Here is a 22,255-nt window from a genome sequence, read left to right on the forward strand (position 1 = left end):
TAAGGCAGGTGGGCAGGAATTTTCCTTCTCCCGACAGGCGTAAACGTTACGCGTTCCTTCCAGCCCGATCGTATTCCAGACTAGCAGTTCGAATCACGGGATATGTATTCAGGTCGGTGCTAAACCACAATCAACACCTACTTCGCCGTACCGGACAAAGGCACAAATTTGGCCGAAAGGTCGGGGGTTTTCATGTCTTTATCGAACGGAAACATCGGACGCTCAATCCGTTTGTATGGTAGACGAAACAAATCCTGATCAACACCACCGGGCGTCAAGGCCATAATCCAGTCGGCCTGCATGGCGTAAAGTTCAGGTTCGAGATACCCAATTTTCACCACTACGATATCCGCTTTTCTTGGTTCCAGACCTAATCGGGTAAAGTCTTTTTCTTTGTGATAGGGCTTGCGTTTTTGGGTAACGATAACGTGAATACTACCCACTTTCACGACTACTTCCACCTCAGCATCTTTGTCGCCCTCGACAATCGACTCTACCGTGCCTTTGAGCGGAACCGGTGCGGCAAATCGGTGATCGACAATGGCTCCCGCCGTACCCTCTACCTGACCGCCCACACCCGCAGCTATTGCCTTTTTCACCAGTCCCGGATCAGGGATCGATGCGTAGATCAGTGAAGGACCATCTGCCCGCTGAAACTCAGGCTTTGCCAGTAACTGGGTGAGTGTCCAGGTCACATCACCTGCTCCACCTGCTGTCGGGTTATCGCCGGTATCACTGATAAAAAAAGGATGTTTCTGGCTGGGTATGGCTTTAGCCAGGCATTGCTCCAGTGTACCGGTTGGCGCTACGAAGTCAAATTTTGAGCGTACATTCCAGAAACTAAGGGCTAATTTCTCCGCGGCCTGAGTTACGCTGGACTTGTCATCACCGACCACCATGACAGCCGCATGATTGCGAGGTTCATCGGCCCAGGCATAACCTATCCATATACCTGCATCCACAATTCCCTGCTGATGATCGGCCAGTGGCTCCACCTCGCTATAAAGACTCTTACCGGGCTCGATGCGTGTACTCGTTTTTTCGCCCGGTAGCAGAATTGGCACCGTAATCAAGGCTTTATAAGCAGGCTTCCCTTTCCCGCTCTTAATTCGTTCGAGCAAATTGACCACTGCGCGTTCCTTGGTTTGCATGGCATCTTCATGAGGGGCCATGCGATAACAGGTCATCAAATCTGTATTCTGCGCCAATCGCCAGGAGACATTACCATGTAAATCCATGGATGTAGAAATGAGGGTCTTATAGCCGATCACTTGCCGGATTCGGGTTATCAGGTCGCCTTCCGGATCGTCGAGGCCGATAACACTCATAGCACCGTGAATATCAAAATACAAGCCATCGTAGGGGCCGTACTTTTTAAGTGAATCCAGCATTTTGTTAACCAGCGACTCGTATGCTTCCCTTGTTACGGCCCCTCCAGGCAATGATTTACCCACGATGGCCGGTAGCCAGACTGCCTTTTTTCGCAACGGCGCAATGGCTACCATAAATGGATACGCGTTAAATACTTCAGCGCCGTAACGGGCGTGAAAGGCTTCTTCCTGGGTAACCGCCGGAGAAAATGTACTGGATTCAATGCCTAAACCAGCGATTGCAATTCGTGGCAATCTGGTTCCCCCAGAGTTACTGGTTGTTTGAGCTTTGGCCGAACTTGCGAACGTAAGCCCGGCGATCAGCGTAAAGAGGACAAGTTTCATGCCCCCAAGTTAATTCATTCTGTAGAGTAGGCAATTCGTTTGAGAAGGTTTAGCCGGTATTGGCGTTCGAGAGATCAGATTATAAGCACCTGAACTCTGTAGCTTGAGAAACGGCATCTGGTTTGAATGGGCAGGTCTGGTCAACCGTACTCGCCATGTCGGTTATAAGTAACCGATACCACATTCAACAAAAACTTTAAGACGTTTTTTTTTTAGCGAAGCCAGCTAAAAAGACCACTTGAATGAGGTTTCATACCCCGCTTTAATTCTTTTATGAACTTGATAATTGGTCTGACACTTCGAAGGGATCGACCGTATTCATCCAGCGAAAGAACCTGTTGATGTATTGTTGGCAAACTCTTGCTGATTTCCGTATTCAGGCTGGTCTTTTTCCCTTTATTTACCATGTCAATGGACGAAATCAGGTAGCTGTATTCGCCGTCCTTCACCTGTATTTCGATAGGTACTTCGTAATAGGCCTGCCAACTGGTTTCACCAACTCGTGTGCTATTCATGGGAATAAATAACCGGCCTCTGCCTCTTATCAATCCCTGCGCCTGATCTTCAGCCTGATTGATCTGATTATCTTTTGGAAAAACGGTCGATAAAACCAATTTCGCCTGAGAATAGAGCTGATCGGCAGTAACTCCCGGAGTCTTAATTACACCCTTATAGACGATCCCACCCGTTATGGAATCAATCGAAAACGGCATATCAGCGAGCGTATACGTTCGCTTTTGGGCATAACTGACGCCCGCCAGCAGATAAAATGCTAACCATAGATAGTGCTTCATCAGCTATTTTCTTTATCAGGTATATTCGTCGATAAAGAACGTACTAAATTGGGCGCCGGGCGTAAAGCACTTTTTAACCGGTAGATAAAGGAATTTTCCACCACCTCCCATTTTCTGAGACTTCTGGTTTTCAATTGTTCGTAAGCGTGATTAGCCAGCAAGCTAAAGTACTGGTTTCTAGCGATTAACCCAATCCATCATTGTGCGAATTGTAACACCTATGCAGCCTATGGTTGCCAAAACGTTTAGAACAGGTATAAGGGCAATGGGTATGGCTATTTGCATGGTTGCTTCCTGAGAATCGGTTAGCCAACCACACATCAGAATGAAAAGCATTGGGGCAACATAGAAGGTAATGAATAGACTCATAGTAGTAGTTGCCTCACCCATTTATAACTAAACCCAGAAAGATCAGACCTCCAAGGTTTTTCGTTATGTGTGATAAGGTCGATAATATTTAACGGTTGGGATTAACTAGCTTATTTGGAGAACGATTTCGGTATTATGACTTATCTGAAGTGGGTAAGTCATTTGTATTTAGCAAAGAATGCTAAAATTGTGTACCTACAGCGTTTATTCTGGATCACCTTTCATCCCAGTTCAGCCAGCTTTTTAGTTGAACGATATCGTTTCGACAGAACCGGGTCCAGGGCAAAGCCAGATACTTTCCAAAAACTGAAACTTCTTTCCAATAGAAAGTCTGGTTGGTGCCAGAGTCAATTTTTACTGAATGTCGATCAATTGGCAAACATTATTAGGAGAAGTTAGTTACTCAAAATAACAGGTGGTTGGGCTGAACGTTTGGGGCAATTGAGATGGAAACGATACTGGTATTGACTGACAACCGCGAGCAGTTCAATGAGCAGCTTGGCCCAACCTTTCAACAGATCTATGCCCGCTTTACCCTTAAAGTCCGACAGATCGATGCCAGTCTTTTGACAGATTTACTGAGTGGGCTTCCTCCACTAATGATTCTTGTCGATTCATGCGTTGATAGCCTCTCTTTTTTAAAAGAGCTAAAGGCGCATCCCGCATTACGCAGAGTGCCGGTTCTAATGTTAAGGGCTATTGCTACCCGGCAAAAAACTTCTATTGAGCTCGGTACGGAGAAAAAGTACTCAAGCCTGTTTCGCCAAGCCGGCAACCCTGACCGTACGCTGGGCATCGAATTGCCTGATCAGTTTAACTAACCGTGTTACAGCTAAGGTTATTGACGTTAATGCCATGAAAAAGCAGCTTTCCAGGCGAACTATGCTCAGGCAGACAATCGTAGCAGGTTTAGGCGGGTTGATTGATCCGTTTCCGCACCAGGCAATGTCAAACCAATCCATGTTGAAACGACCCATCCCCACATCGGATGAATTACTGCCTGTTGTTGGTCTGGGCTCCTGGCAACAGTTTGATGTTGGTTCATCGGACTCCGACCGGCAGCCTCTAGGTCAGGTACTTACTTTAATGCAGCAACAAGGCGGCAAATTAATTGATGCCTCACCGATGTACGGTAGAGCCGAGGAAGTGATTGGTGACCTAACCGCTGCTGCAGGATCAAATGCAAACTTTTTTTTCGCCACTAAAGTATGGACTACTGGCAGGCAGGCGGGTATCGATCAGTTAGGCGAATCGTTTCGTAAGATGCGTCGAAAAACCATGGATTTAGTTCAGGTACATAATCTGGTTGATTGGCAAACCCAGCTAAAGACACTCCGGGAATGGAAACACGCGGGTAAAGTTCGTTATATTGGGGTGACTCATTACACCACGTTGGCCCATGATCAACTCGAGCGTCTCATTAAAAGCGAGGCTATTGATTTTTTGCAGGTAAACTACTCCATCCGCGTTCGTGATGCCGAGCGAAGTCTGCTTCCAACCGCTCGTGAAAAAGGAGTGGCCGTTATTATCAATGAACCATTTGAAAGCGGCTCTCTGTTTCAGCTGGTCAAAGGAAAAGCTTTACCTGCCTGGTCAGCAGAGTATGATATCAAAAGCTGGGCACAGTTTTTTCTCAAGTTTATCCTGTCCAATCCCGCTGTTACCTGCGTGATCCCTGGCACATCTGACCCCAAACACCTCCTCGATAATATGGGGGCTGGTTACGGGCGGTTACCTGATGAAAAAGGACAGGCTAAACTGGCTGCGTTTCTGGCCAGTCTGTAAATAAAATTGGGCTAGATTACCAGCCATGAACCTGGCAGTAATCAACTGATTCGGCCAGATCAGCATGAGGTTTCTAAAAGTCAATCTCTCCATTTAGTGGACAGGCGGAGGAACAAACTGGGTAAATTGGACTACCAGATCCTGTTTAACAATCTGATCGGCAACGAATCGATAATTGCTGGCTTTACTGATTCGGTATTTGATAGCAAAGTGAAGAAGCCGAAAGCAATATTGACGCGTGCTCTCACCTTTTAGCTGAAGCGTTTCGTAGTTCGTTGGATCCATACGGTGAAATGTTGTCTTGGGAATCAATCCAAATAAGCAATAGCTATGCCATTTACAAACGGTCGGGAACAAGCCATGTTACCCCTTAATTAAAAAAGAAAGGGCCCAAAACCTCCTTCCAGCTTTATATCAGTTCACTGGCTGTCAACTGAAAGCATAAGGTCTTAACCTCACTGCCCCGTCCGCCTAACTAGGGCTTTGTTGAATCGTAAAAAGTAGTACCCACAAAAGAGATGTACAAATTTCAATAAATAATATACTTACAAAGTTAGTGCCAATTGCAGTGAACCGCAGCTCATTGTCGGCAGTCATTCGTCGTTTCAATTGTATGGAACTTCTGTACTGAAGCTGGCTTCCCTTTTCAGAACGATAAAGATTAGCCTGATCAAATCATTTCTGGCTATCTTGCCGGCCAGCCTGATTGCCCGATTCAGATGAACCAAACCGATGCTGATTACACATAATGCTTATGATCTACAAGCTGGTAATTTTTGATTTTGACGGTACGTTAGCTGACTCCTTTCCTTATTTTCTGCGTACAGTTAACACGCTGGCCAGTATGTACAATTTTCCAACAATCATCCAGAAAACGTTGACCAGTTGCGCGGGCTTGACGCCCGGCAAATGATGAAACAGGCCAGGCTGCCTGCCTGGAAAATTCCGCTGATTGCCCGATCATTTATCCAGCTTATGGCCCGGGATATTGACCAGATCAAACTTTTTGGGGATATAGCTGATCTGTTAACGAAATTGACCGAAGCTGGCGTCCGACTAGCCATTGTCAGCTCAAATAGCGAGGCAAATATTCGAAAGGTATTAGGTCACGAATGTGCTTCGTTGATTACATTTTATGGATGTGGTACATCGATTTTCGGCAAACAGCACAAATTCCGAAAGGCAATGGCAACCTGTAGTGTTACTCCTGCCGAAACGCTTTGCGTAGGTGATGAGATCCGGGATATTGAAGCCGCCCAGGAAGCTTCTATTGCCTTTGGGGCAGTTGCCTGGGGGTATACCCGCCCTGATGTACTGGAAGCTTATACTGATATTTCTATTTTCTACACAACATCTGATATATCCAGGGCCGTGCTTGGTATCAACTGAGTCGTGCTTTTTCAATAAAAACATCAAGAGGTAAACCGGTAATTTTAACCAGGAAGTTGAACGGTTTTTAACAGAATACGGAGTGTTTCGGGCAACGGTGTAGGGCGCTGGGTATCCCCATCCACATAAACATGAACGAAATGTCCGTGAGCAGCGGTCTGATCATCGTCATTTTTGAAAATTCCCAGTTCATAGCGGACGCTGGAATTGCCGATATATGAAACGGCAAGCCCTACGGTGATGCGATCCGGGAATGAAACGGAATGGAGATAGGAACACTGGGTTTCGGCTACTAAACCGATAACAGGACTCTTCTGAAGATCAAGTGCCTTATTTATGATCAGGAATTGATTGACGGCAGTATCAAACCAACTGTAATAAACTACATTGTTGACATGCCCGTACATATCGTTGTCCATCCATCGTGTGGTTATGGATTGAAAATAGCAGAAATCGCTACGTGTTTTGGCTGTTGTACGCATCAGGATCGGGCAAAAGTTTGGAACATACACGGCTATTGGCCAGCTTTCAGCGCCAGGTTTACGAAAAACGCCTGTTTATGCTTGTCGACCAGTTTGGGAACACCCACCGTTCAACCAAAACCAATTTTTTTAAAATAAAATGAAAAATAGGGCCCAATTGGTTGCAGGATGCACAATATAGAGTCCATTTCAGCGTTTTTATTCTGTTGTCTTTCTTCTGCCTCTGTAGTCTAACTACTAAGGCTTTTTTTATGCCCCTTGCAGAAGTTTTTTATTGATACGCGTCAGTAAGAGACAATCTCCAGAAAGGCCTCCACTACTTTGTTGAACAACTCCGGCCGTTGTAAAGGTGCGAAATGGCTCACCCCATCCAATACGATTAAATCGGCTCCGGGAATACTTTGAGCCAGGTATTGAGCGTGATCGGCTTTGATAAACTCATCATGTTCACTTTGTACGATTACCACTGGACAATCGATAGTCGTCAGGTCGTTTGCCGAATAATCAGGCTGGGTCCGCTGCATCTGGCCGACTGCTTCGGCAAATCCCTCGAAATGGTCCGGAGTAGTTGACAGTTGGTGGTAATCGTTGGCATGACGGGCCAGGCAACGGTCGATAACCGGATTAGGCCACTCGATCTCCCGAGTGCCACCTGGGTCCATGTTACAGCCAAAGAAAAATACACCCGCAATGCGTGCCGGAACTTTCATGGCAAGGATCAAAGCAATGCAGGCACCGTCGCTCCAGCCCACCAGGGGTGCCTTTTCCAACCGCAATGTGTCCATGACAGCCAGCACATCAGCGGCCATTAGCTCATAGGTATAGTGCCTCGAATCGCGCGTACTACGGCCATGACCGCGGCTGTCGATGAGCACAATTCTACGACCCGAATTGATCAACATGGGTACCTGATAACCCCAATTGCCACTATGGCCCAATCCTCCGTGCAACAAGATCACCGCTGGACCAGACCCGTAAACGGCGTACCAGATTCGAGCATTGTCATGGTCGACGTAGCCTTCAACACGTGCCTGGGGAAGAGGTGGAGCACCATAGGCTTCGAATTTTTTCAGGTCGTCATCATGAAGTTCCATCATTGCAATCCGTATTTCGAGGTCAATTGAGTTGGCGGAATGAGTTCGTATCCGTTCCTCAAAAGTAGTTTCATGAGGCTAACTCAGGCGGTTGCAAATACGACAATGTAAGGGGGTACTCACGCCATCTATGCGTTTCGTTGCTGAGTCGTACTACCTATTCCAGCCCGGTGCTGAACGAAGAGCCCTTTAGCATAAAAATAGGATACCCGGATCGTTGACGGCAACGTCCAGCTAAGCTGAATTTTGTCATCAACGATCCGGGCAGGGTCGATTTTTCGAATCAGGTGACAGAACGATTAATCCTGAATCAATTTAGTTGGTAAGCAACGACCGACTTAGCCATAAAGGTGGGAATGTAAATGATACGCTGAGCCGGATCGTACCCAATATCAGCCGTATTCTTTTTCTGAGCGCGTGTATCCAGTAACGTTTCCATTTTACCGTCCTTGCCCATGTAATAAACGAGACCGGCCCAGGTAGTGAGAATGAAGTCGCCTTTACCTACAGGTTCTATACCATCTCCACCTAATTCCATCGTACCAACCACAGTCTGCTGTTTATCGGAACCCACTTTGTATACTTCTTTTGCGGTAAGAATATAGAGATCTGTACCAACTGCTTTTAAACCATTCACTCCTTTTAAATTGCTTAAATAAAGGGTTGCCTGGTTATTTTTTAGTTGATGAACTGTACCATTCTTGCTGTCTGATACATAGATTGTACCTTTATCATCGACCGTAATATCGTTCAATCCGGTGGCCGATGCTACAGGAATTTTAGATTCGACCTTCCCATTGGACAGATTAATCACAGCGATCTCCGATACATCGGCCACATACAATTTCCCACTCCAGATACCCATTCCCTTTGGGGCATTTAAACCAGATACCCAGCCTGGGTTTATAATTTTGCCATTTTTATCCAGCTTGGCAATTCCACCCTTTCCATCAGTATCCCAGGGGCTTCCATCAATCAGCGATACATAAAGAACATCTTTATCGGGTAACACTGATTCTGGAATGGCCAGCGTACTATCACTTTCCCAAATTTTTTTCAGCTGATGTTGGCCCCGGCTATTGATACTAACTAGCAGGCAGCACAAAACGAGTACGAGTTTCATATAAGTTGCATTTGAGTTGAGAAATAGCAGGATCAACGCGATCATGGCGGGTGAACGACACCCTTGACGGCTCACCGGGAGAATAGAGTGTATAAAAACCACTGCTTTAGCCAGAAAAGCATTTTTCTCCTCCTTTATAATCAGTTATAGTTCGATTTGCTGGAAATACTTTGATCGATGGGGAGCTACTCCGCTATCAACTTCTAACCTTATCTGGGTTTTGACCCTAAATCGTTGGCGTCATTAGAAACATTTGCCCATCGCTCAATTTTTAGCTGTATATGTTTTCAGTAAAATATCAGCCTCCTTTGCAGTTAAAAGTGAAATACAACCATGCCGGGCGTCTGCGGGAAAACTAACGTCCTTTTCGACCTCCCAGTGAAGTAAGTCGGGTGAGTAGGAAGCACCGAAACGATTAGTCATACAGTAATCATAGAGCAGTAAAAATCCGGGTTTTACAGGATCTTTTATTGCGGTTGGACCTTCGGTGATTACCGGAACAATCTGGCCATTATTCAACGGACCTTCAATCAGGTTATATGGCCCCTCCAGTTTGTTCGATGTGGCTACCCGGATCGCCCTTCTTTCGCCCGTTTTAGCGCCAAATTCTTCCTCCTTATGAAAGAGATAATAGGTTCCGTTTTCTTCTAATAAGGTTCCGTCTATTACCGAATAGGGCGGATTAAAAAATACTTTTGCAGGGGTGAATACTTTCCAGTCACGAGTTCTGGAATACCAAAGTTTACTTTCTTTCCAGCCCGCGTCTTTAAATGACGAAGACCAGAATAAGACATACTCTCCTGTTTGTTTATCATAAAACCATTCGGGAGCCCAAATATTTCCAGCCAAGGTTCCTGATTCATCCCGTACGTCCTTCATTAAAGGCAACGTACCGTCAACCTGCCAATGGATCAAATCCCTGGAGGTTATATAGAGACAACTTGGGCCGACCTTTTCGCGGTCATTACCCCTGCCTCCACCCGTAGATAATATTCGCCATAGACCATCAGGACCTCGACGAACGTACGGATCACGAACATGGTGCTCCCATACGGGTTTATTGTCGTTTAACGGAGTCCAATGGCGTCCATCCGTAGACAAGGCGATGTGCAGTTTATTTATCAGCATTGGATCTGGCAGCGGGACTTCAATGGTTTTTCCCTGCGCATCAACCTCAATCCGTGTAGGATAACGCTGGCGAAAGTAAGTCAGCATCCAGACCTGTTTTTCCTTTCCAATTTCGAGCTGTTCTTTAACGGTTAAATCTTTGGGGGCTGATGCTTTTTCAGGTTGTGCAACTGCTCCTCCAATGGAAATAATCAATACAGTCAATAACGTTGTAAGCTTCATCATTACTTTTTGATTGTAGTCTAAAAAATGGGCGAGTACTATTATTTTATGCCTTGCATAGAATAGTGCGTAAGTTAGAGTAGAAAACTACATTTATATAATACTCTAATTTTGTCTACGCCACACTTCCCGTATTAGGCCGGTGATTTGGCAGCACTCATTCTTCAGCGTTAAATACCAAACTAATTCTTAGTCCATCTTTATTATGAATAACTAACTTTCCATCCAGTTGCTGACTAAAGCCCATAATCAGCGTCATACCCAGCGAACGACTGCGTGAGGCATCATACTCCGGTGGTAAGCCAACGCCATTATCGGCAATAGTAAGCTCACAGGTAGTCGGCGATAACCGGTGTAGAGTGAGGCTGATGGTTCCGAAGTGCCCTTTCGGAAAGGCATACTTCAGTGCATTCGTGATGGCTTCATTAATGATTAATCCTAATGGGACCGCCTGAGTAACATCTAACTCAATAGGCTCTACCTTTAACTCGAAGCGATTCTGCGGAGGCAGGTTATAAGAATCCCGGAGGTACACGACCACTTCCTGGATGTATGACCCCATATCGATGCGGGCCATCCCCTCCGACTGGTAAAGCTTTTGATGAATCATAGCCATCGTCTGAACCCGGTGCTGGCTTTCCCGGATGGCTAACAGGGCGGCATCATCCATGAGGTACCTGGCCTGGGAGTTCAACAGGCTCATGATCACCTGAAGGTTATTTTTGACCCGATGGTGAATCTCTTTGAGGAGCCATTCTTTCTCATTTAGTAAGAGTTGCAGGCTCTCATTCTTTTGGTTGATCTCTTCCTGACTTGCCTGCAGTTCATAGTGTTGGGCCTGTAGCTTTTGCTGCTGAGCTACCAGTTGTCGGTTGCTCCGCTGCTTCAATCGGTATCGGTTGTAACTCAGTCCTAACAGAGCCAGCAATAGGGCTGTTCCTCCAATGAGGGCATTGCGTTGGGTTTGATGGGCTTTATTCTGTTCGGTGAGCAGGGCAATATTCTTTTCCCGCAGCGTCAGTGCCTGTTCTTTCTTCTGGGTTTCGTATTCAATACTCAACTGGGTAATCTGTTTGCTCTTCTTCTCATTGAAAATCGAGTCAGTCAGGGATTTATACAGTTGATAGTGCTTAATAGCCGCCGGATAATTACCCTGGGCTGAATCCACTTTGAAGCGCATCAAGTGAATTTCCAATTGTTGGCTCGGTATGATTTTCTTTTGATTCGTTGACAGCAACTGCTTCAAATAGGGATCTGCTTTAGCATATTGGTTGTTCGTAATGTAAAACTGGCTGATGCGTTGCCAGGCAGTATATTGAAACTGCACAGCAACTTGTTTACTCCAGACGACACTCTCCAGGTAATACCTTTCCGCCAGTTTGTATTGTTTCAGAGCATTATAGCACTCGCCAAAACTCTGGGCGATAAGTAATTTATCCTCGTAGGTAAATGGGCGGTATTCCCTTGCCATGCCTTGCAGAAACTGTAATGCTTCCGGGGCTTTTCCCTGTTTTAACAAGATCACCACCATTCGGCTAATCAGCCCCACCTGGATAAATAGCCTCCCTTTTTGGTGACTGATAGCCAACGACTTTTTGTAGTAGGCCAAACTTTTGTCAAATTGATTTAACCCGTAATAGGCGTTCCCTAACCTAAAATAAGCATAATCCAGCTCATCAATCAGCCCGCTACTCTCGGCGCTTTTGACAACCGTTAAGACATAAAATAATTTTTGATTTAAATCACCTTTAGCCTGACTTAGATCAGACATAAAATAATAGGCATTGGACAAATAGCCGTATTCGCCTGGCATGTTATAAACACTTTCCTCTGCCAGTGCATGGTAAGCCTGATTAAGGGCTCTGGAACCAATGGCTTTTTGAATGGCCAGGGCCTGTTGTGCTTTCTGTTCAGCCTGTCTGGTTTCTCCACCATCCAATTGAAAATGTTCATAGCCCATTTCCATCAAAATCAATAGCTCCTGCGACTGGTCACCGATCTGGCGGGCAAGGGATAGTGCTTTTTCTAATGCGCTCATATTTTCCCGACAGTCATCACAAAATGTAGTCGTTGCCATTCGGAGCCAGACTCTAATTTCTCCGGCTTTGTCACCAGCCCGCTGGCGGGACTGAATAACGTTCATAAAGTAGGCTTTACCTCTTGGCCAATCTTTGTTCAACAGATAGCTGATTCCCAGCAAACACTGGCTTTCATCCAGCCATTTTTGATTGCCAGTCTCCTTGCTGATCAGTTCCGCCTGACGAAAAAATACGATAGCACTGTCCCGATTAGCCAATTGCGTGTTGGTTGGCCGAAGCTTATCCTTTCCCAGCTCCAGTAAAAGCCTGACTCGATTAGAATCGCTTAAACTTGTTGACATACGCAAGGCGGCACTGATATTGTGTTGTTTAATCTGAATTTTTCCCCGCAGAAAAAGAGCATTATCCAGCCCCCTGGCGAAACCGATCCGGCGGCTTATCGTTTCGGCCTGCTCAATCAGAACGAGCGCGCTATCCAAACTTGTTTTTGGGTTCAGGGTCTTATTGATATGAAAATCGCTCAATTTGAGCAGCGCATGTATCTGATTGGTATCAAGTGCATTGCGTTGAACTGACTTCAGTAGCTTATTGGCATCAGCGATCGAAACGGGCTGTGCCTGTGTAAGACAAGCCAGCATGCCCAGCCAGGACAGCCACGTCAGGATACGAATTAATCTATGAACGTGCATAGAATAGGTAATACGAAAAAGCCAATTTATGGATAACAAGCCGGTAACCAGATAAGCTGAACCTGTTCAATTAAAGCCAGCGTGAAACTACTTTAGCAAGAATCAAGCCTGAACGATGGGATAACCTTCTGACATGTACAGAGTTCATTTTTGCCTGTAGGAGTTTTGCTCAGAACTGTTCAACCGCAAGGCTACCCGTGGTTTGTCATGATGCTCTTCAAAACTAAAGCTCGGATCTGCGCCAAAATCCAATTGACATGAAAGTAGGTGTATTGAGTTGCGTCCAATTTTTTGGATTTACCCAGTGTGCTGGATTTATACGGCTCGGATTCGCACTACACCTAAGCCCAGATATGGCCTTCAATATGCATTTCTGCCCTTTTATGTAGTTTGTTTATCCCTGGCATACGCTTTGATTCCGCCCTTGATAACGTTGGAGAATTTCATAGACAATGTGTCAAAGCCTTATAGAAGTCCAGGCTACTGAATAAGTTGCGCATCAACAGATTTCAATCCTCAAACCGTCAGATGAACGAATTCTTATTAGTGATCCACCGGGATTTGACCAGCCAGGACGCCAGACCATCACAGGAGCAAATACAAGCCTCAGTCAAACCCTTTCAGAACTGGATCAACGGGTTGGCCGCCAAAAATATTCTGGTCAAGCCACCTCAGCGCTGGGATTTGGGAGGTCGTGTTATTAGAAAAGACAATGTAGTTACGAATGGGCCCTATGCGGAAGTAAATAAATCGATCGGTGGGATACTCATGATCAGAGCCATTGACTATGAGGAAGCGATTGAGATCGCAAAAGGCTGTCCAATCATTCAATGGGGTGCTGTGGTAGAAGTCCGAATGGCTATGCCGACCATGTAGCTCTTAGGTAGCCGATTGCAGGCTTTTTCGTTCCAAATCGCTTTGTTTAGAACCCCAAACAAATACGTTCAGGCAGGAACACGCGCATTTTTTTCTTCAACAAAAGTCAGGCTAATCCGGACACCCTTCTGCTGGCTGATGTCCAGTACACCTTCGATCTGTTCACTTAAACCACGTATCAGGCTCATGCCGAGGGTTCGACTACGACTAGGATTTAAATCAGCCGGAAACCCAACCCCATCATCACCAATAACAAGCCGGTAGGTATTATTTTTATCTCCCATCAAATCAACCCATAGTGTGCCAACCCGACCATCCGGGAATGCATACTTTAACGAGTTGGTTACTGCTTCATTGAGAATCAGCCCTAACGGGACCGCATACGTAACGTCCAGGTCGATTGGTGCAACGGTGATCTGTTTACGAACCGTATCAACCCGATTAAATGAGTTGATTAAATAATCGACAATTTCCTGAACATAACTGACCATCGGAATACTTGATAACCGGTCTGTTTGATACAATTTCTGGTGAATCAATGCCATCGCGTGCACCCGGTTCTGGCTTTCCCGAATCGCTGACAATGCTTCCTTGTCTTTCAAAAAGGAACCCTGTGAGTGAAGCAGGCTGGTGATTATCTGCAAGTTATTCTTAACCCGGTGATGCATTTCCTTCAACATCCATTCTCGTTCTTCCAACAGATGGTCCTTGTCTGTCAGCAGCTGTTCTTTATCGATCAGCAAATTGTCCTTTTCCTGCACAATCCGTTCCAGGTCATGATTTTTACGATTTATTTCGATCTGTTTAACTTCCAGCAATTGGTTACTGTGCTGCTTGAGCTGGTAGCGGTTGAATCCCAAACCAAGCAACAGGATTAACAATATAGTACCAGCAATAATACCGTTCCGTATGGTATTGGCCTGTTGCAATTGATTTTGCTGGAGCTGGCTCTGTTTGGTTAACAGTTGAATGGCTTGCTGTTTAAGTTTTATATTCTGGTCTTTTTTCTGCGTTTCATATTGTATTTCCAGTTGAGCAATCTGCTGGCTTTTTGTGGCATTCAACAATGAATCCTGCAAAGCTTCATAGCGCTGGAAGTGCTGGATAGCTGCCTGATAATTGGCCTGAGACGAATCCAGTTTAAACCATAACAAATGATTTCTGGACAGGTCCTTTATTGAGCCATTTTCCCGGCATTGCATCGCATTTAATTGAAGGTAATAATGCGCCCGGGTAAATTGTTTGCTGGTGATCAGAAACCGGATGGCCGACTCATAAATTGGGGCACGCCCTACGCTTCCATCCCCTTTTTTTGCCAGCAGATCCAGTACCTGATCGCAATACGAGTGTGCCAATTTGACCTGATTTAATTCCGCGTAAATATCCAGAAATAGTGGAGCTACAATAAGTTTGCTTTCTGCCGTTATTGGCGGATATTGCTCAATCTGACTTTTCAGAAATCGAAGCGCTTGCTGGGGTTTATGCTGGTGAAGCAGTAATTTGGCAATGTTGCTGGTTAAAGCGAGTACATAGGGTGTTTCATGGAACTGCCGGGCAATTCTCAGCGCCTTTCGATAATAGTTGTTTGCCTGTTTAAACTGTCCAAGCGCGTAGTAAGTAAGACCTAGTCGATTGTAAATGGTACAAAGTTGTATGGTACTGTCTTTTCGTTCCTCAGCAAGTTTAACCGCCAGCAATCCATAGGTTAACCCTTCTTTATAGTCACCTAATTTGGTCGAAACAAACCCCATTAGATCATAAATTCTTTCCAGATCCGTTCGCCCGATCTGGCGGGATATGGTAAGCGCACTCTGCAATTCCGCCAGGGCCTGCACGTAATTCTCCTGAACCTGATGGTGATCAGCCAATTCCTTGTACATATCCATCTGTCTGGCTTTATCACCTGCCCGCTCGAATGACAAAAGTGCTTTCTGGTAGCAGTCAATCTTATCCGGAAGTTCGTCCAGATCAAGGGTATATAAACGCGTCATTTCCAGATACAGAGCGCCAAGTAGCTGCCAGTAACCATACCGGGTAAACCGATCGATAGCCCGCTGAGCATATAGAATTGCCTGCCGATGGTCTCCTTTTTCAAGCCAGGCCAGATAGGAACAAAAGTCAGCATTGGCCATCCCTTTGTGGTAGGACAGCGACTGGCTAAGCGTACGACTTTGCTGAATCATCAACAAGGCCGTATCCAGATCATGAATTTGCTCGCCTGCTTTAAAAATATAATATCGACTTAGGTTCAACAACGAATTTACCTGGATGGTATCGACCGTATTCCGGTTCAATATCCTTCGAATCGTACGTACCGGAGGTGATGAGGATTGTGATTCAGCAGCTATGGCTGACAGGCACAGGACGACCAGAAAAATGAACTGCTTCATAGAAATCGTTTAGCAATGAATCAATTTCGTAGGTCCTGCTTCCTGGACGAGCTTCTTCTTTTGAAGAGGGAGGTTCCCTACTGCAAACCAGCGATTGATGCATTCATTCGGTATGTTACAGCGACTCTAAGAAACTGGAGATTCTCTATTTATTTGCCGTATTTTGGAGATAGACAATTCTTTATCAGTTGCTTAACACACCATTAATCTAAATATATCTCTCTTTTTGGCCCGTAAAGGATTGTTTTTAGCAAACGAGCCGAATTCTTCCTGGTTGGCACGTCTGTTGACTGTATACGTTCAGCATTTCTTTCATTCGCCCAGCCTGCCTTCTCTGTTCTTCAATTGATGGAGTGCCATTGGTCTGTGGGATCAGCTAACTGGATTTATAAATGAATCCAGTTAACCCGTTTATCCGAAAACTTTGACCCCTATGAATTCTACTCAAAAAACCGCATTCCCGATGATTGGCTCATACTCAAAATCTGTAGAATTGCTTGAGTTTGGCGATTTCACATGCCCTCAGAGCCGGTCTATAAGAAAGCTGATCGATACAATTCTAAGCATGTTCACGAATCAGCTTAACTATTCCTACCATCATTTTCCTATTCGCCAGGGAGATCAATCCCTGCTGGCTGCTGTTGCAGCCGAAGCCGCCAGGCGTCAGGGAAAATTTGTGCCTATGTCGCAAGGCTTATTTTCATTGACGTCAATCACGTGTTCCACCCTGTCAGCCTTAACCCTTCAGATAGGGTTGGATCAACAGCAGTTTTTTAACGACTTACTGGATGATCGACTCTATAACCTGATTAAAGCCGACTGGAAGGCAGGAGTCAGTCTAGGCGTCAATGCTACCCCAACGGTGTTCGTGGGTGGTCAACAATTCCACGGCAAGCTGACCCTAGCTCGGTTAGTTCCCATCATTCGGTCTCATTTACAGCAAATTGGCAAGCAAGCTTTAAGCTCGGTTGATAAAAATCAGGGTATTATTTACTGGAGTAACAACGAATTTGGCTAGGCATCCTGTTCGCAATGTGTACTTAATCAGGAATCAGGGGGTTGAACAGTGAGTATTTTACGGATACCCATTTTTTCCATTCGATATTCCAACGTGGTCGGCTTTAAATTCAATAGCTCGGCAGCGCCACCACTTCCCCGAATACGACCGTTTGTCTGATTAAGAATGGCCAGAATGTATTCCCGTTCGGTTGCCTGTTGCATCTGTTTCATTTCAGATAGATCTCTGGGTACGCTAACTGTCGGCCTCTCCGAAACCCAATTGCTTTTAGGCTGGCTAAGCGTAGGATTTGGTGCAAATAAACGCTTTTCCAATGGTCTCCCCAGTACCAACGGTGTTTGCCCATTATTCAGAATAATGGCTTGTTCAATGACATTTTCTAACTCTCGAATATTTCCCGGCCATGCGTAACTGGTTAACTCAGCAAGTGCCATGTCGCTGAATCCAAGAAATGACTTTCGTTGTTTTTGGGCCAGTTTACGGGCAAAATAATGAGCGAGCAGCACGATATCTCCCGGTCGCTCCCGTAATGGGGGCAACGTAATGGGGAACGTGGCCAGTCGAAAAAAGAGATCCATGCGAAAACGGCCTTCCGTGACCTCTACTTCCAGATTCCGGTTTGTTGCCGCGATGACGCGAACATCGGTTTTTATTGAGGCTTTACCACCAATTCGTTCAATTTCTTTTTCCTGTAACACCCTCAGCAATTTTGCCTGTAATTCCAGGGGTAATTCGCCAATCTCATCCAGAAATATGGTTCCTCCCTGAGCCAGTTCAAACTTACCAATTCGCTTTTCAAAGGCTCCGGTAAATGATCCTTTCTCGTGGCCAAATAATTCCGATTCGATCAGATTAGCGGGGAGTGTGGCACAATTAACCTTGACCAGAATCTTCTCTTTCCGAGACGATTGGTTATGAATAGCGCGCGCAATCAATTCTTTTCCAGTACCACTTTCTCCCATCACCAGCACGGTGGTATCGGTTGGGGCTACCTGGGTCACCAACTTAAAGACATGCAAAAGGCTTTCACTTTTTCCAATGATCTCCTCAAAATTTACGAATGTTTTTACCTCTTCCTGTAAATAGGAATTCTCCTGTTTTAACTTGTTGCTGAGTCGGGCAATCTCTTCATAAGCCATTACCCGTTCCAGAGTTAGTACTATAGGCTGTTCCAGTCGCTCCAGCAACGCCTGATGCCGGGCTAGATAGGATTCAGAATTCCGGCTTAAAAAACCAATTATAAACTGCTCACCATTGACCAGGCTAAACGGCATCATCAGGGCCGATTCGAACCGAAACGTTTTTACCAGGAGTTGAATGAATGGGTCCTGCTGGCATAAAGTGCCCAAGCCTTCCTGATGGTAACGAACAGATCCGTTTACTAACAGTTTACCCGGCGGCAATAACTGGAAATCAACCTTTGCGTTAGTCATCTGCTGAATAGTCTGTAGGCTTAGCAGTTGATATTCCTCAAACCCAATCCTGTAATAATTATAATTGTGTGTTGTACCCAACCGCTGGTGGCGAATTGTTAAAAAGTCGAAAGGAATATGCTGCTGCAACAATTGGGTGATGATCAATAACCGATTCTCCCAGTCTCCTGTATCAGACAATGCATTGGTAATTGCGATCTGGAGCGCTTTTTCTTCCCGCAGTTTTTGCTCGACACTGTGCGAATGCCGGTATCTCCCGATTTCGAGTGCTGTCAGGACGTCTTTTTCCCGAAACGGTTTGACAATGTAACCGCTGGGCTGTGTTGCCTTCACCGCTTCCAGCACGCTCTGGTTGTCATTGGCGGAAATATAAATAAAAGGAATATTAATTTCTTCGAGTTGTTTTGCCAGATCGATACCGGTTTCCTTTCCTTTCAGGTAAATATCAAGCAGTACCATATCGGGCTCTTGCTGCGCCATCAGAGCCAGCGCTTTAGCTACCGAGTTAGCAATACCGATCACCGGATAACCGGCATCCTGTAGAATGATGCTCAAATCATTGGCAATGATGTACTCATCCTCAACGATTAAAATCTTACAGGCCGATGTCGAGTTGATCGAAAGATTGGATGACGACTGCATAGTCTAAAACAGGTTGAGTTATCCGAAAAACAGACTAATTTCCAGGCCTTTTACTTCGAGCCGTGCCACGGTTAATAGACGTAGAATTAATAACCGTTGCACGGCTTGAAGCAACAGTCCTAATTTTATAAACCTGACAAGAATTATACCTTACCCTGACCGACTATTAATTGACTAACTAACAAATCAGTAAAGTGCCTTAGTCTAACCTCCTCAGTCAATTTTAAGCTAATTTACTGGATGATGCGGTTGAAAATTAACAAAGACTGGTCCATTCTTCAGCTGTTATTTCATTACCCGTTGTGATTTTAATAACCATGTTGCCTACGAACAACTGTAGTAAATCCAAATTTCTGGAGATCTCCAGAATTTACAATCACTGTCATCTTTCCTCCAACCAACGAAATTTAGTTCTTCAGGCAACATGGCGACACTACTTTCAAGGTCCTCATTAAGGGGTAATATGAGCCAGATTCTGTAAAAAAACTGCTCTGGCAAACCCTCTCCCAGTTCAGCAGGGAGCTATTCTTTGATTTCTGTTTGCGTTGACGGTCTTAAGAAATTCGCCATGTTCCAATGAGTTTTCAGGAGTAGATACGGCATTATGAACATCTTCTTCGGTACAATTACCCGAGTACTTTAGCCCGCCTGACTGAAGCTATATTGAGCCTAAAAACCACCATTAAGCAAGATCGGTTTAAGAAATTTAATACATCCAATTTTTTGGATTTGCTCCCAGATTTGGAGTTATACAACTCTTTTCTTCACAGGCTTTTAGGCAAAAATATCCTTTAAACGCAATCCTGGCACTTTTTGGTAACGCTATTGTCATGGCACGCGCTTTGAAAAGCCTTTATCATCCCTTATCGGGTCAATTTAAATCTAGCTAAAAATTATGAATACAAACACTATGACTCAGCCCGTCAGTCCGGTTAACTATGCCGATGATCCCAATCTTGACCGGGGCACAAAAGCGTTTTTAAAAATTCTGAATTCGAGTGGTGGTCCACCATTAGAGACCCTGTCGCCCCAGGAAGCGCAGCTTGGACTTGTGGAAGCTCAGGCATCCGTAGAGGTTGATATCTCAGGGATTGATGTTGTCCAGAAAACCATTACCAGTAACGGTTACACCATTGACCTTCACATTGTTCGTCCGGCAGGGGTTACTGAAACACTGCCCGTGTTTATGTTCATTCATGGTGGCGGATGGGTTTTAGGCGACTTTCCGACCCACCAGCGGCTGGTGCGTGATCTGGTGGTACTCTCTGGCTTTGCCGCCGTTTTTGTGAACTATACCCGTACTTCGGAGGCTCCCTTTCCACAAGCCATCAACGAAATCTACGCAGCGACCAGTTGGGTAGCCGAAAACGGTGCTGAAATCAATGTAGACGGCAGCCGACTGGCGGTTGTCGGCAACAGTGTCGGGGGTAATATGACTACTGTTACCGCCCTGATGGCTAAGAAAAAAGGGGGGCCTGCCATTAAACTTCAGATTATGATGTGGCCCATTGTCGATGCGGATTTTGAAACGGATTCCTATCAGCGTTTTGGTAAGGATCGTTTTCTTACGACCTCTTTAATGAAGTGGATGTATGATTTATACATCGCTGACCCTGAGCAACGCAAGAATATTCACGCTTCTCCGCTGCAGGCGTCGATTGAGCAACTGCGTGGCCTTCCACCAACCCTGATTCAGGTTGCGGAAAACGACATTTTACGCGACGAAGGAGAAGCGTATGGCCGAAAGCTGGACGAAGCTGGCGTTGCCGTGACGACGGTTCGCTACAATGGCATGATCCACGACTTTGGGCTCCTGAACGGCTTAGCTACCCTACCCGCTGTTCGCTCGTTGGTCCTACAGGCCGCTGCCGAACTCAAAAAGTACCTCAGTTAGACCAGCCTAGTTACCTGTTCGTTTTCGAAAACATCAAAATCAACTAATCATGTTAAAGCTCAATAATTCATTAATCGGAGCCTTTCTGGGCTTATTTTTCACTCTTATCTCAATTACTGAAATGGAAGCACAAACCAAAACCGTCAGGAATATTGTATTGGTACACGGGGCCTTTGCCGACGGCTCTAGCTGGGCGAAAGTCATCCCCCTGTTACTAGCCAAAGGATTGAATGTCACGGCAGTACAAAATCCCCTCACCTCCTTGCAGGACGATGTGGCCGCTACCAAACGAGCCATTGCGCTTATGGATGGACCTGTGTTGCTGGTTGGCCATTCGTGGGGGGGGTGGTCATTTCTGAAGCAGGCAATGATCCAAAAGTAGCTGGGCTTCTCTACGTGGCCGCCTTCGCCCCCGACAATGGTCAATCCTTAAGCGATGTGGCAAAAACCTTCCCGCCCGCACCCGGTAATGAGGAAGTCAGAGTCGATGCCGCTGGTTTTCTGTCGTTAACACCCGAGGGTATTCATAAGGATTTTGCTCAGGATCTGCCCGAATCGGAACGACGGGTCATTTTAGCTACGCAGGGAACCTGGGCGGCAGCTGCACCGGGGGAGAAAATTTCCAATGCCGCCTGGAAAACTAAACCTTCCTGGTACATCGTTGGTAGTCAGGATCGAATGATCAATCCTGACCTGGAACGGGCTATGGCCAAGTCCATCAAAGCAAAAACGCTCGAACTCAACGCCAGTCATATTCCGATGGTATCTCAACCTAAGAAAGTGGCTTCATTTATTATCGAGGCTGCCAGCAAGGTGAGTCTCAAAGAACTCGTTGCCAACTAGTTGTTCAATTACCAAAGAAGTCAATAGGCAAGCTTTTCAAGATAGTGTACGTAGCCTATTGACTTCAACTATCAGTTTGGGGGTTCTACTATCGTGAGTCTGTTGACTGGGCCTTGGTAAAAGTTTAGCCAACAATTTCTTCTTTATTTTTCCTGAGTTGTTGCAACTTGTCGGAATTTGTAATTGGGGTTTCAGCCATACGGTTTTTCAGCACTGGTCAGACGGGTCATTTCTGACTACTTCGAGAGAAGTGTCGTTTTACTGATGACGTATAATGCATATCGTTATCGATTTATGAACAGAATTAATTTCCCGTAAAATTTACGGCAA

At 45.5% G+C, this 22,255-nt stretch carries 16 protein-coding genes and 2 pseudogenes; 7 read left to right on the forward strand and 11 right to left on the reverse strand.

Translation table 11 applies throughout. The features are described 5' to 3' along the window. Positions 1–137: 137 nt before the first annotated feature. From G8759_RS21445 to G8759_RS21455, 3 genes are all read right to left on the reverse strand, one after another. Positions 138–1,715, reverse strand: coding sequence for a M81 family metallopeptidase (locus G8759_RS21445; RefSeq protein ID WP_167212195.1), 1,578 nt, complete (start codon positions 1,713–1,715; stop codon positions 138–140). A gap of 212 nt (positions 1,716–1,927) precedes the next feature. Continuing rightward, on the reverse strand, positions 1,928–2,509 hold the full coding sequence (locus G8759_RS21450; RefSeq protein ID WP_167212198.1) for a DUF4468 domain-containing protein: 582 nt from the start codon (positions 2,507–2,509) through the stop codon (positions 1,928–1,930). 177 nt (positions 2,510–2,686) lie between these two features. After that, the gene (locus G8759_RS21455) at positions 2,687–2,878 is read right to left on the reverse strand and encodes a hypothetical protein (RefSeq protein WP_167212200.1); all 192 of its coding nucleotides are present in this window, start codon (positions 2,876–2,878) and stop codon (positions 2,687–2,689) included. Positions 2,879–3,324: 446 nt separating this feature from the next. On the opposite strand from G8759_RS21455, the gene G8759_RS21460 reads away from it, so the two are divergent. Next, on the forward strand, positions 3,325–3,699 hold the full coding sequence (locus G8759_RS21460; RefSeq protein ID WP_167212204.1) for a response regulator: 375 nt from the start codon (positions 3,325–3,327) through the stop codon (positions 3,697–3,699). 34 nt (positions 3,700–3,733) lie between these two features. After that, entirely contained in the window at positions 3,734–4,663 is a 930-nt protein-coding gene (locus G8759_RS21465) for an aldo/keto reductase (protein ID WP_197933037.1), read from the forward strand. 93 nt (positions 4,664–4,756) lie between these two features. Here the strand turns inward: G8759_RS21465 and G8759_RS21470 are convergent, their stop codons facing one another. Continuing rightward, a complete protein-coding gene (locus G8759_RS21470; protein ID WP_167212207.1) occupies positions 4,757–4,948 on the reverse strand; it encodes a hypothetical protein in 192 nt (63 codons plus the stop codon). A gap of 469 nt (positions 4,949–5,417) precedes the next feature. On the opposite strand from G8759_RS21470, the pseudogene G8759_RS21475 reads away from it, so the two are divergent. Further along, positions 5,418–6,052, forward strand: a pseudogene (locus G8759_RS21475) (HAD-IA family hydrolase). A 44-nt stretch (positions 6,053–6,096) separates the two neighbouring features. Here G8759_RS21475 and G8759_RS21480 read toward each other — a convergent pair. From G8759_RS21480 to G8759_RS21500, 5 genes are all read right to left on the reverse strand, one after another. After that, on the reverse strand, positions 6,097–6,534 hold the full coding sequence (locus G8759_RS21480; RefSeq protein ID WP_167212210.1) for an acyl-CoA thioesterase: 438 nt from the start codon (positions 6,532–6,534) through the stop codon (positions 6,097–6,099). 284 nt (positions 6,535–6,818) lie between these two features. Further along, positions 6,819–7,631, reverse strand: coding sequence for an alpha/beta fold hydrolase (locus G8759_RS21485; protein WP_197933038.1), 813 nt, complete (start codon positions 7,629–7,631; stop codon positions 6,819–6,821). 307 nt (positions 7,632–7,938) lie between these two features. Then, positions 7,939–8,751, reverse strand: a complete 813-nt coding sequence (locus G8759_RS21490; RefSeq protein ID WP_167212213.1) for an SMP-30/gluconolactonase/LRE family protein — start codon at positions 8,749–8,751, stop codon at positions 7,939–7,941. A gap of 264 nt (positions 8,752–9,015) precedes the next feature. After that, entirely contained in the window at positions 9,016–10,104 is a 1,089-nt protein-coding gene (locus G8759_RS21495; protein ID WP_167212216.1) for a glycoside hydrolase family 43 protein, read from the reverse strand. Positions 10,105–10,258: 154 nt separating this feature from the next. Next, entirely contained in the window at positions 10,259–12,829 is a 2,571-nt protein-coding gene (locus G8759_RS21500) for a histidine kinase dimerization/phosphoacceptor domain -containing protein (protein ID WP_167212219.1), read from the reverse strand. Positions 12,830–13,357: 528 nt separating this feature from the next. On the opposite strand from G8759_RS21500, the gene G8759_RS21505 reads away from it, so the two are divergent. Next, positions 13,358–13,705 carry a YciI family protein gene (locus tag G8759_RS21505; RefSeq protein ID WP_167212222.1) on the forward strand — a complete coding sequence of 116 codons (348 nt, stop codon included), beginning with the start codon at positions 13,358–13,360 and terminating at the stop codon, positions 13,703–13,705. A 68-nt stretch (positions 13,706–13,773) separates the two neighbouring features. Here the strand turns inward: G8759_RS21505 and G8759_RS21510 are convergent, their stop codons facing one another. After that, the gene (locus G8759_RS21510; protein WP_167212225.1) at positions 13,774–16,095 is read right to left on the reverse strand and encodes a histidine kinase dimerization/phosphoacceptor domain -containing protein; all 2,322 of its coding nucleotides are present in this window, start codon (positions 16,093–16,095) and stop codon (positions 13,774–13,776) included. A gap of 433 nt (positions 16,096–16,528) precedes the next feature. On the opposite strand from G8759_RS21510, the gene G8759_RS21515 reads away from it, so the two are divergent. After that, the gene (locus G8759_RS21515; RefSeq protein WP_167212228.1) at positions 16,529–17,113 is read left to right on the forward strand and encodes a DsbA family protein; all 585 of its coding nucleotides are present in this window, start codon (positions 16,529–16,531) and stop codon (positions 17,111–17,113) included. Between the two features lie 26 nt (positions 17,114–17,139). Here G8759_RS21515 and G8759_RS21520 read toward each other — a convergent pair whose 3' ends face one another. Continuing rightward, a complete protein-coding gene (locus G8759_RS21520) occupies positions 17,140–19,188 on the reverse strand; it encodes a sigma 54-interacting transcriptional regulator (protein ID WP_197933039.1) in 2,049 nt (682 codons plus the stop codon). Positions 19,189–20,083: 895 nt separating this feature from the next. Between G8759_RS21520 and G8759_RS21525 the strand changes: the two genes are divergently transcribed. Both G8759_RS21525 and G8759_RS21530 read left to right on the forward strand, forming a co-directional pair. Further along, a complete protein-coding gene (locus G8759_RS21525; RefSeq protein WP_167212231.1) occupies positions 20,084–21,082 on the forward strand; it encodes an alpha/beta hydrolase in 999 nt (332 codons plus the stop codon). Positions 21,083–21,203: 121 nt separating this feature from the next. Continuing rightward, positions 21,204–21,925, forward strand: a pseudogene (locus G8759_RS21530) (alpha/beta fold hydrolase). Positions 21,926–22,255 lie beyond the last annotated feature (330 nt).

Origin of the sequence: Spirosoma aureum, assembly GCF_011604685.1 — a bacterium.
In the GTDB taxonomy this organism is placed as follows: domain Bacteria; phylum Bacteroidota; class Bacteroidia; order Cytophagales; family Spirosomataceae; genus Spirosoma; species Spirosoma aureum.

Bases quoted from the DNA above. Each gene is read 5' to 3' on its own strand.
- G8759_RS21450 (WP_167212198.1), bottom strand. From the start codon at position 2,509: ATGAAGCACTATCTATGGTTAGCATTTTATCTGCTGGCGGGCGTCAGT.
- G8759_RS21520 (WP_197933039.1), bottom strand. From the start codon at position 19,188: ATGCAGTCGTCATCCAATCTTTCGATCAACTCGACATCGGCCTGTAAG.
- G8759_RS21480 (WP_167212210.1), bottom strand. From the start codon at position 6,534: ATGCGTACAACAGCCAAAACACGTAGCGATTTCTGCTATTTTCAATCC.
- G8759_RS21485 (WP_197933038.1), bottom strand. From the start codon at position 7,631: ATGATGGAACTTCATGATGACGACCTGAAAAAATTCGAAGCCTATGGT.
- G8759_RS21445 (WP_167212195.1), bottom strand. From the start codon at position 1,715: ATGAAACTTGTCCTCTTTACGCTGATCGCCGGGCTTACGTTCGCAAGT.
- G8759_RS21460 (WP_167212204.1), top strand. From the start codon at position 3,325: ATGGAAACGATACTGGTATTGACTGACAACCGCGAGCAGTTCAATGAG.
- G8759_RS21510 (WP_167212225.1), bottom strand. From the start codon at position 16,095: ATGAAGCAGTTCATTTTTCTGGTCGTCCTGTGCCTGTCAGCCATAGCT.
- G8759_RS21495 (WP_167212216.1), bottom strand. From the start codon at position 10,104: ATGATGAAGCTTACAACGTTATTGACTGTATTGATTATTTCCATTGGA.
- G8759_RS21515 (WP_167212228.1), top strand. From the start codon at position 16,529: ATGAATTCTACTCAAAAAACCGCATTCCCGATGATTGGCTCATACTCA.
- G8759_RS21465 (WP_197933037.1), top strand. From the start codon at position 3,734: ATGAAAAAGCAGCTTTCCAGGCGAACTATGCTCAGGCAGACAATCGTA.
- G8759_RS21500 (WP_167212219.1), bottom strand. From the start codon at position 12,829: ATGCACGTTCATAGATTAATTCGTATCCTGACGTGGCTGTCCTGGCTG.
- G8759_RS21490 (WP_167212213.1), bottom strand. From the start codon at position 8,751: ATGAAACTCGTACTCGTTTTGTGCTGCCTGCTAGTTAGTATCAATAGC.
- G8759_RS21525 (WP_167212231.1), top strand. From the start codon at position 20,084: ATGAATACAAACACTATGACTCAGCCCGTCAGTCCGGTTAACTATGCC.
- G8759_RS21455 (WP_167212200.1), bottom strand. From the start codon at position 2,878: ATGAGTCTATTCATTACCTTCTATGTTGCCCCAATGCTTTTCATTCTG.
- G8759_RS21470 (WP_167212207.1), bottom strand. From the start codon at position 4,948: ATGGATCCAACGAACTACGAAACGCTTCAGCTAAAAGGTGAGAGCACG.
- G8759_RS21505 (WP_167212222.1), top strand. From the start codon at position 13,358: ATGAACGAATTCTTATTAGTGATCCACCGGGATTTGACCAGCCAGGAC.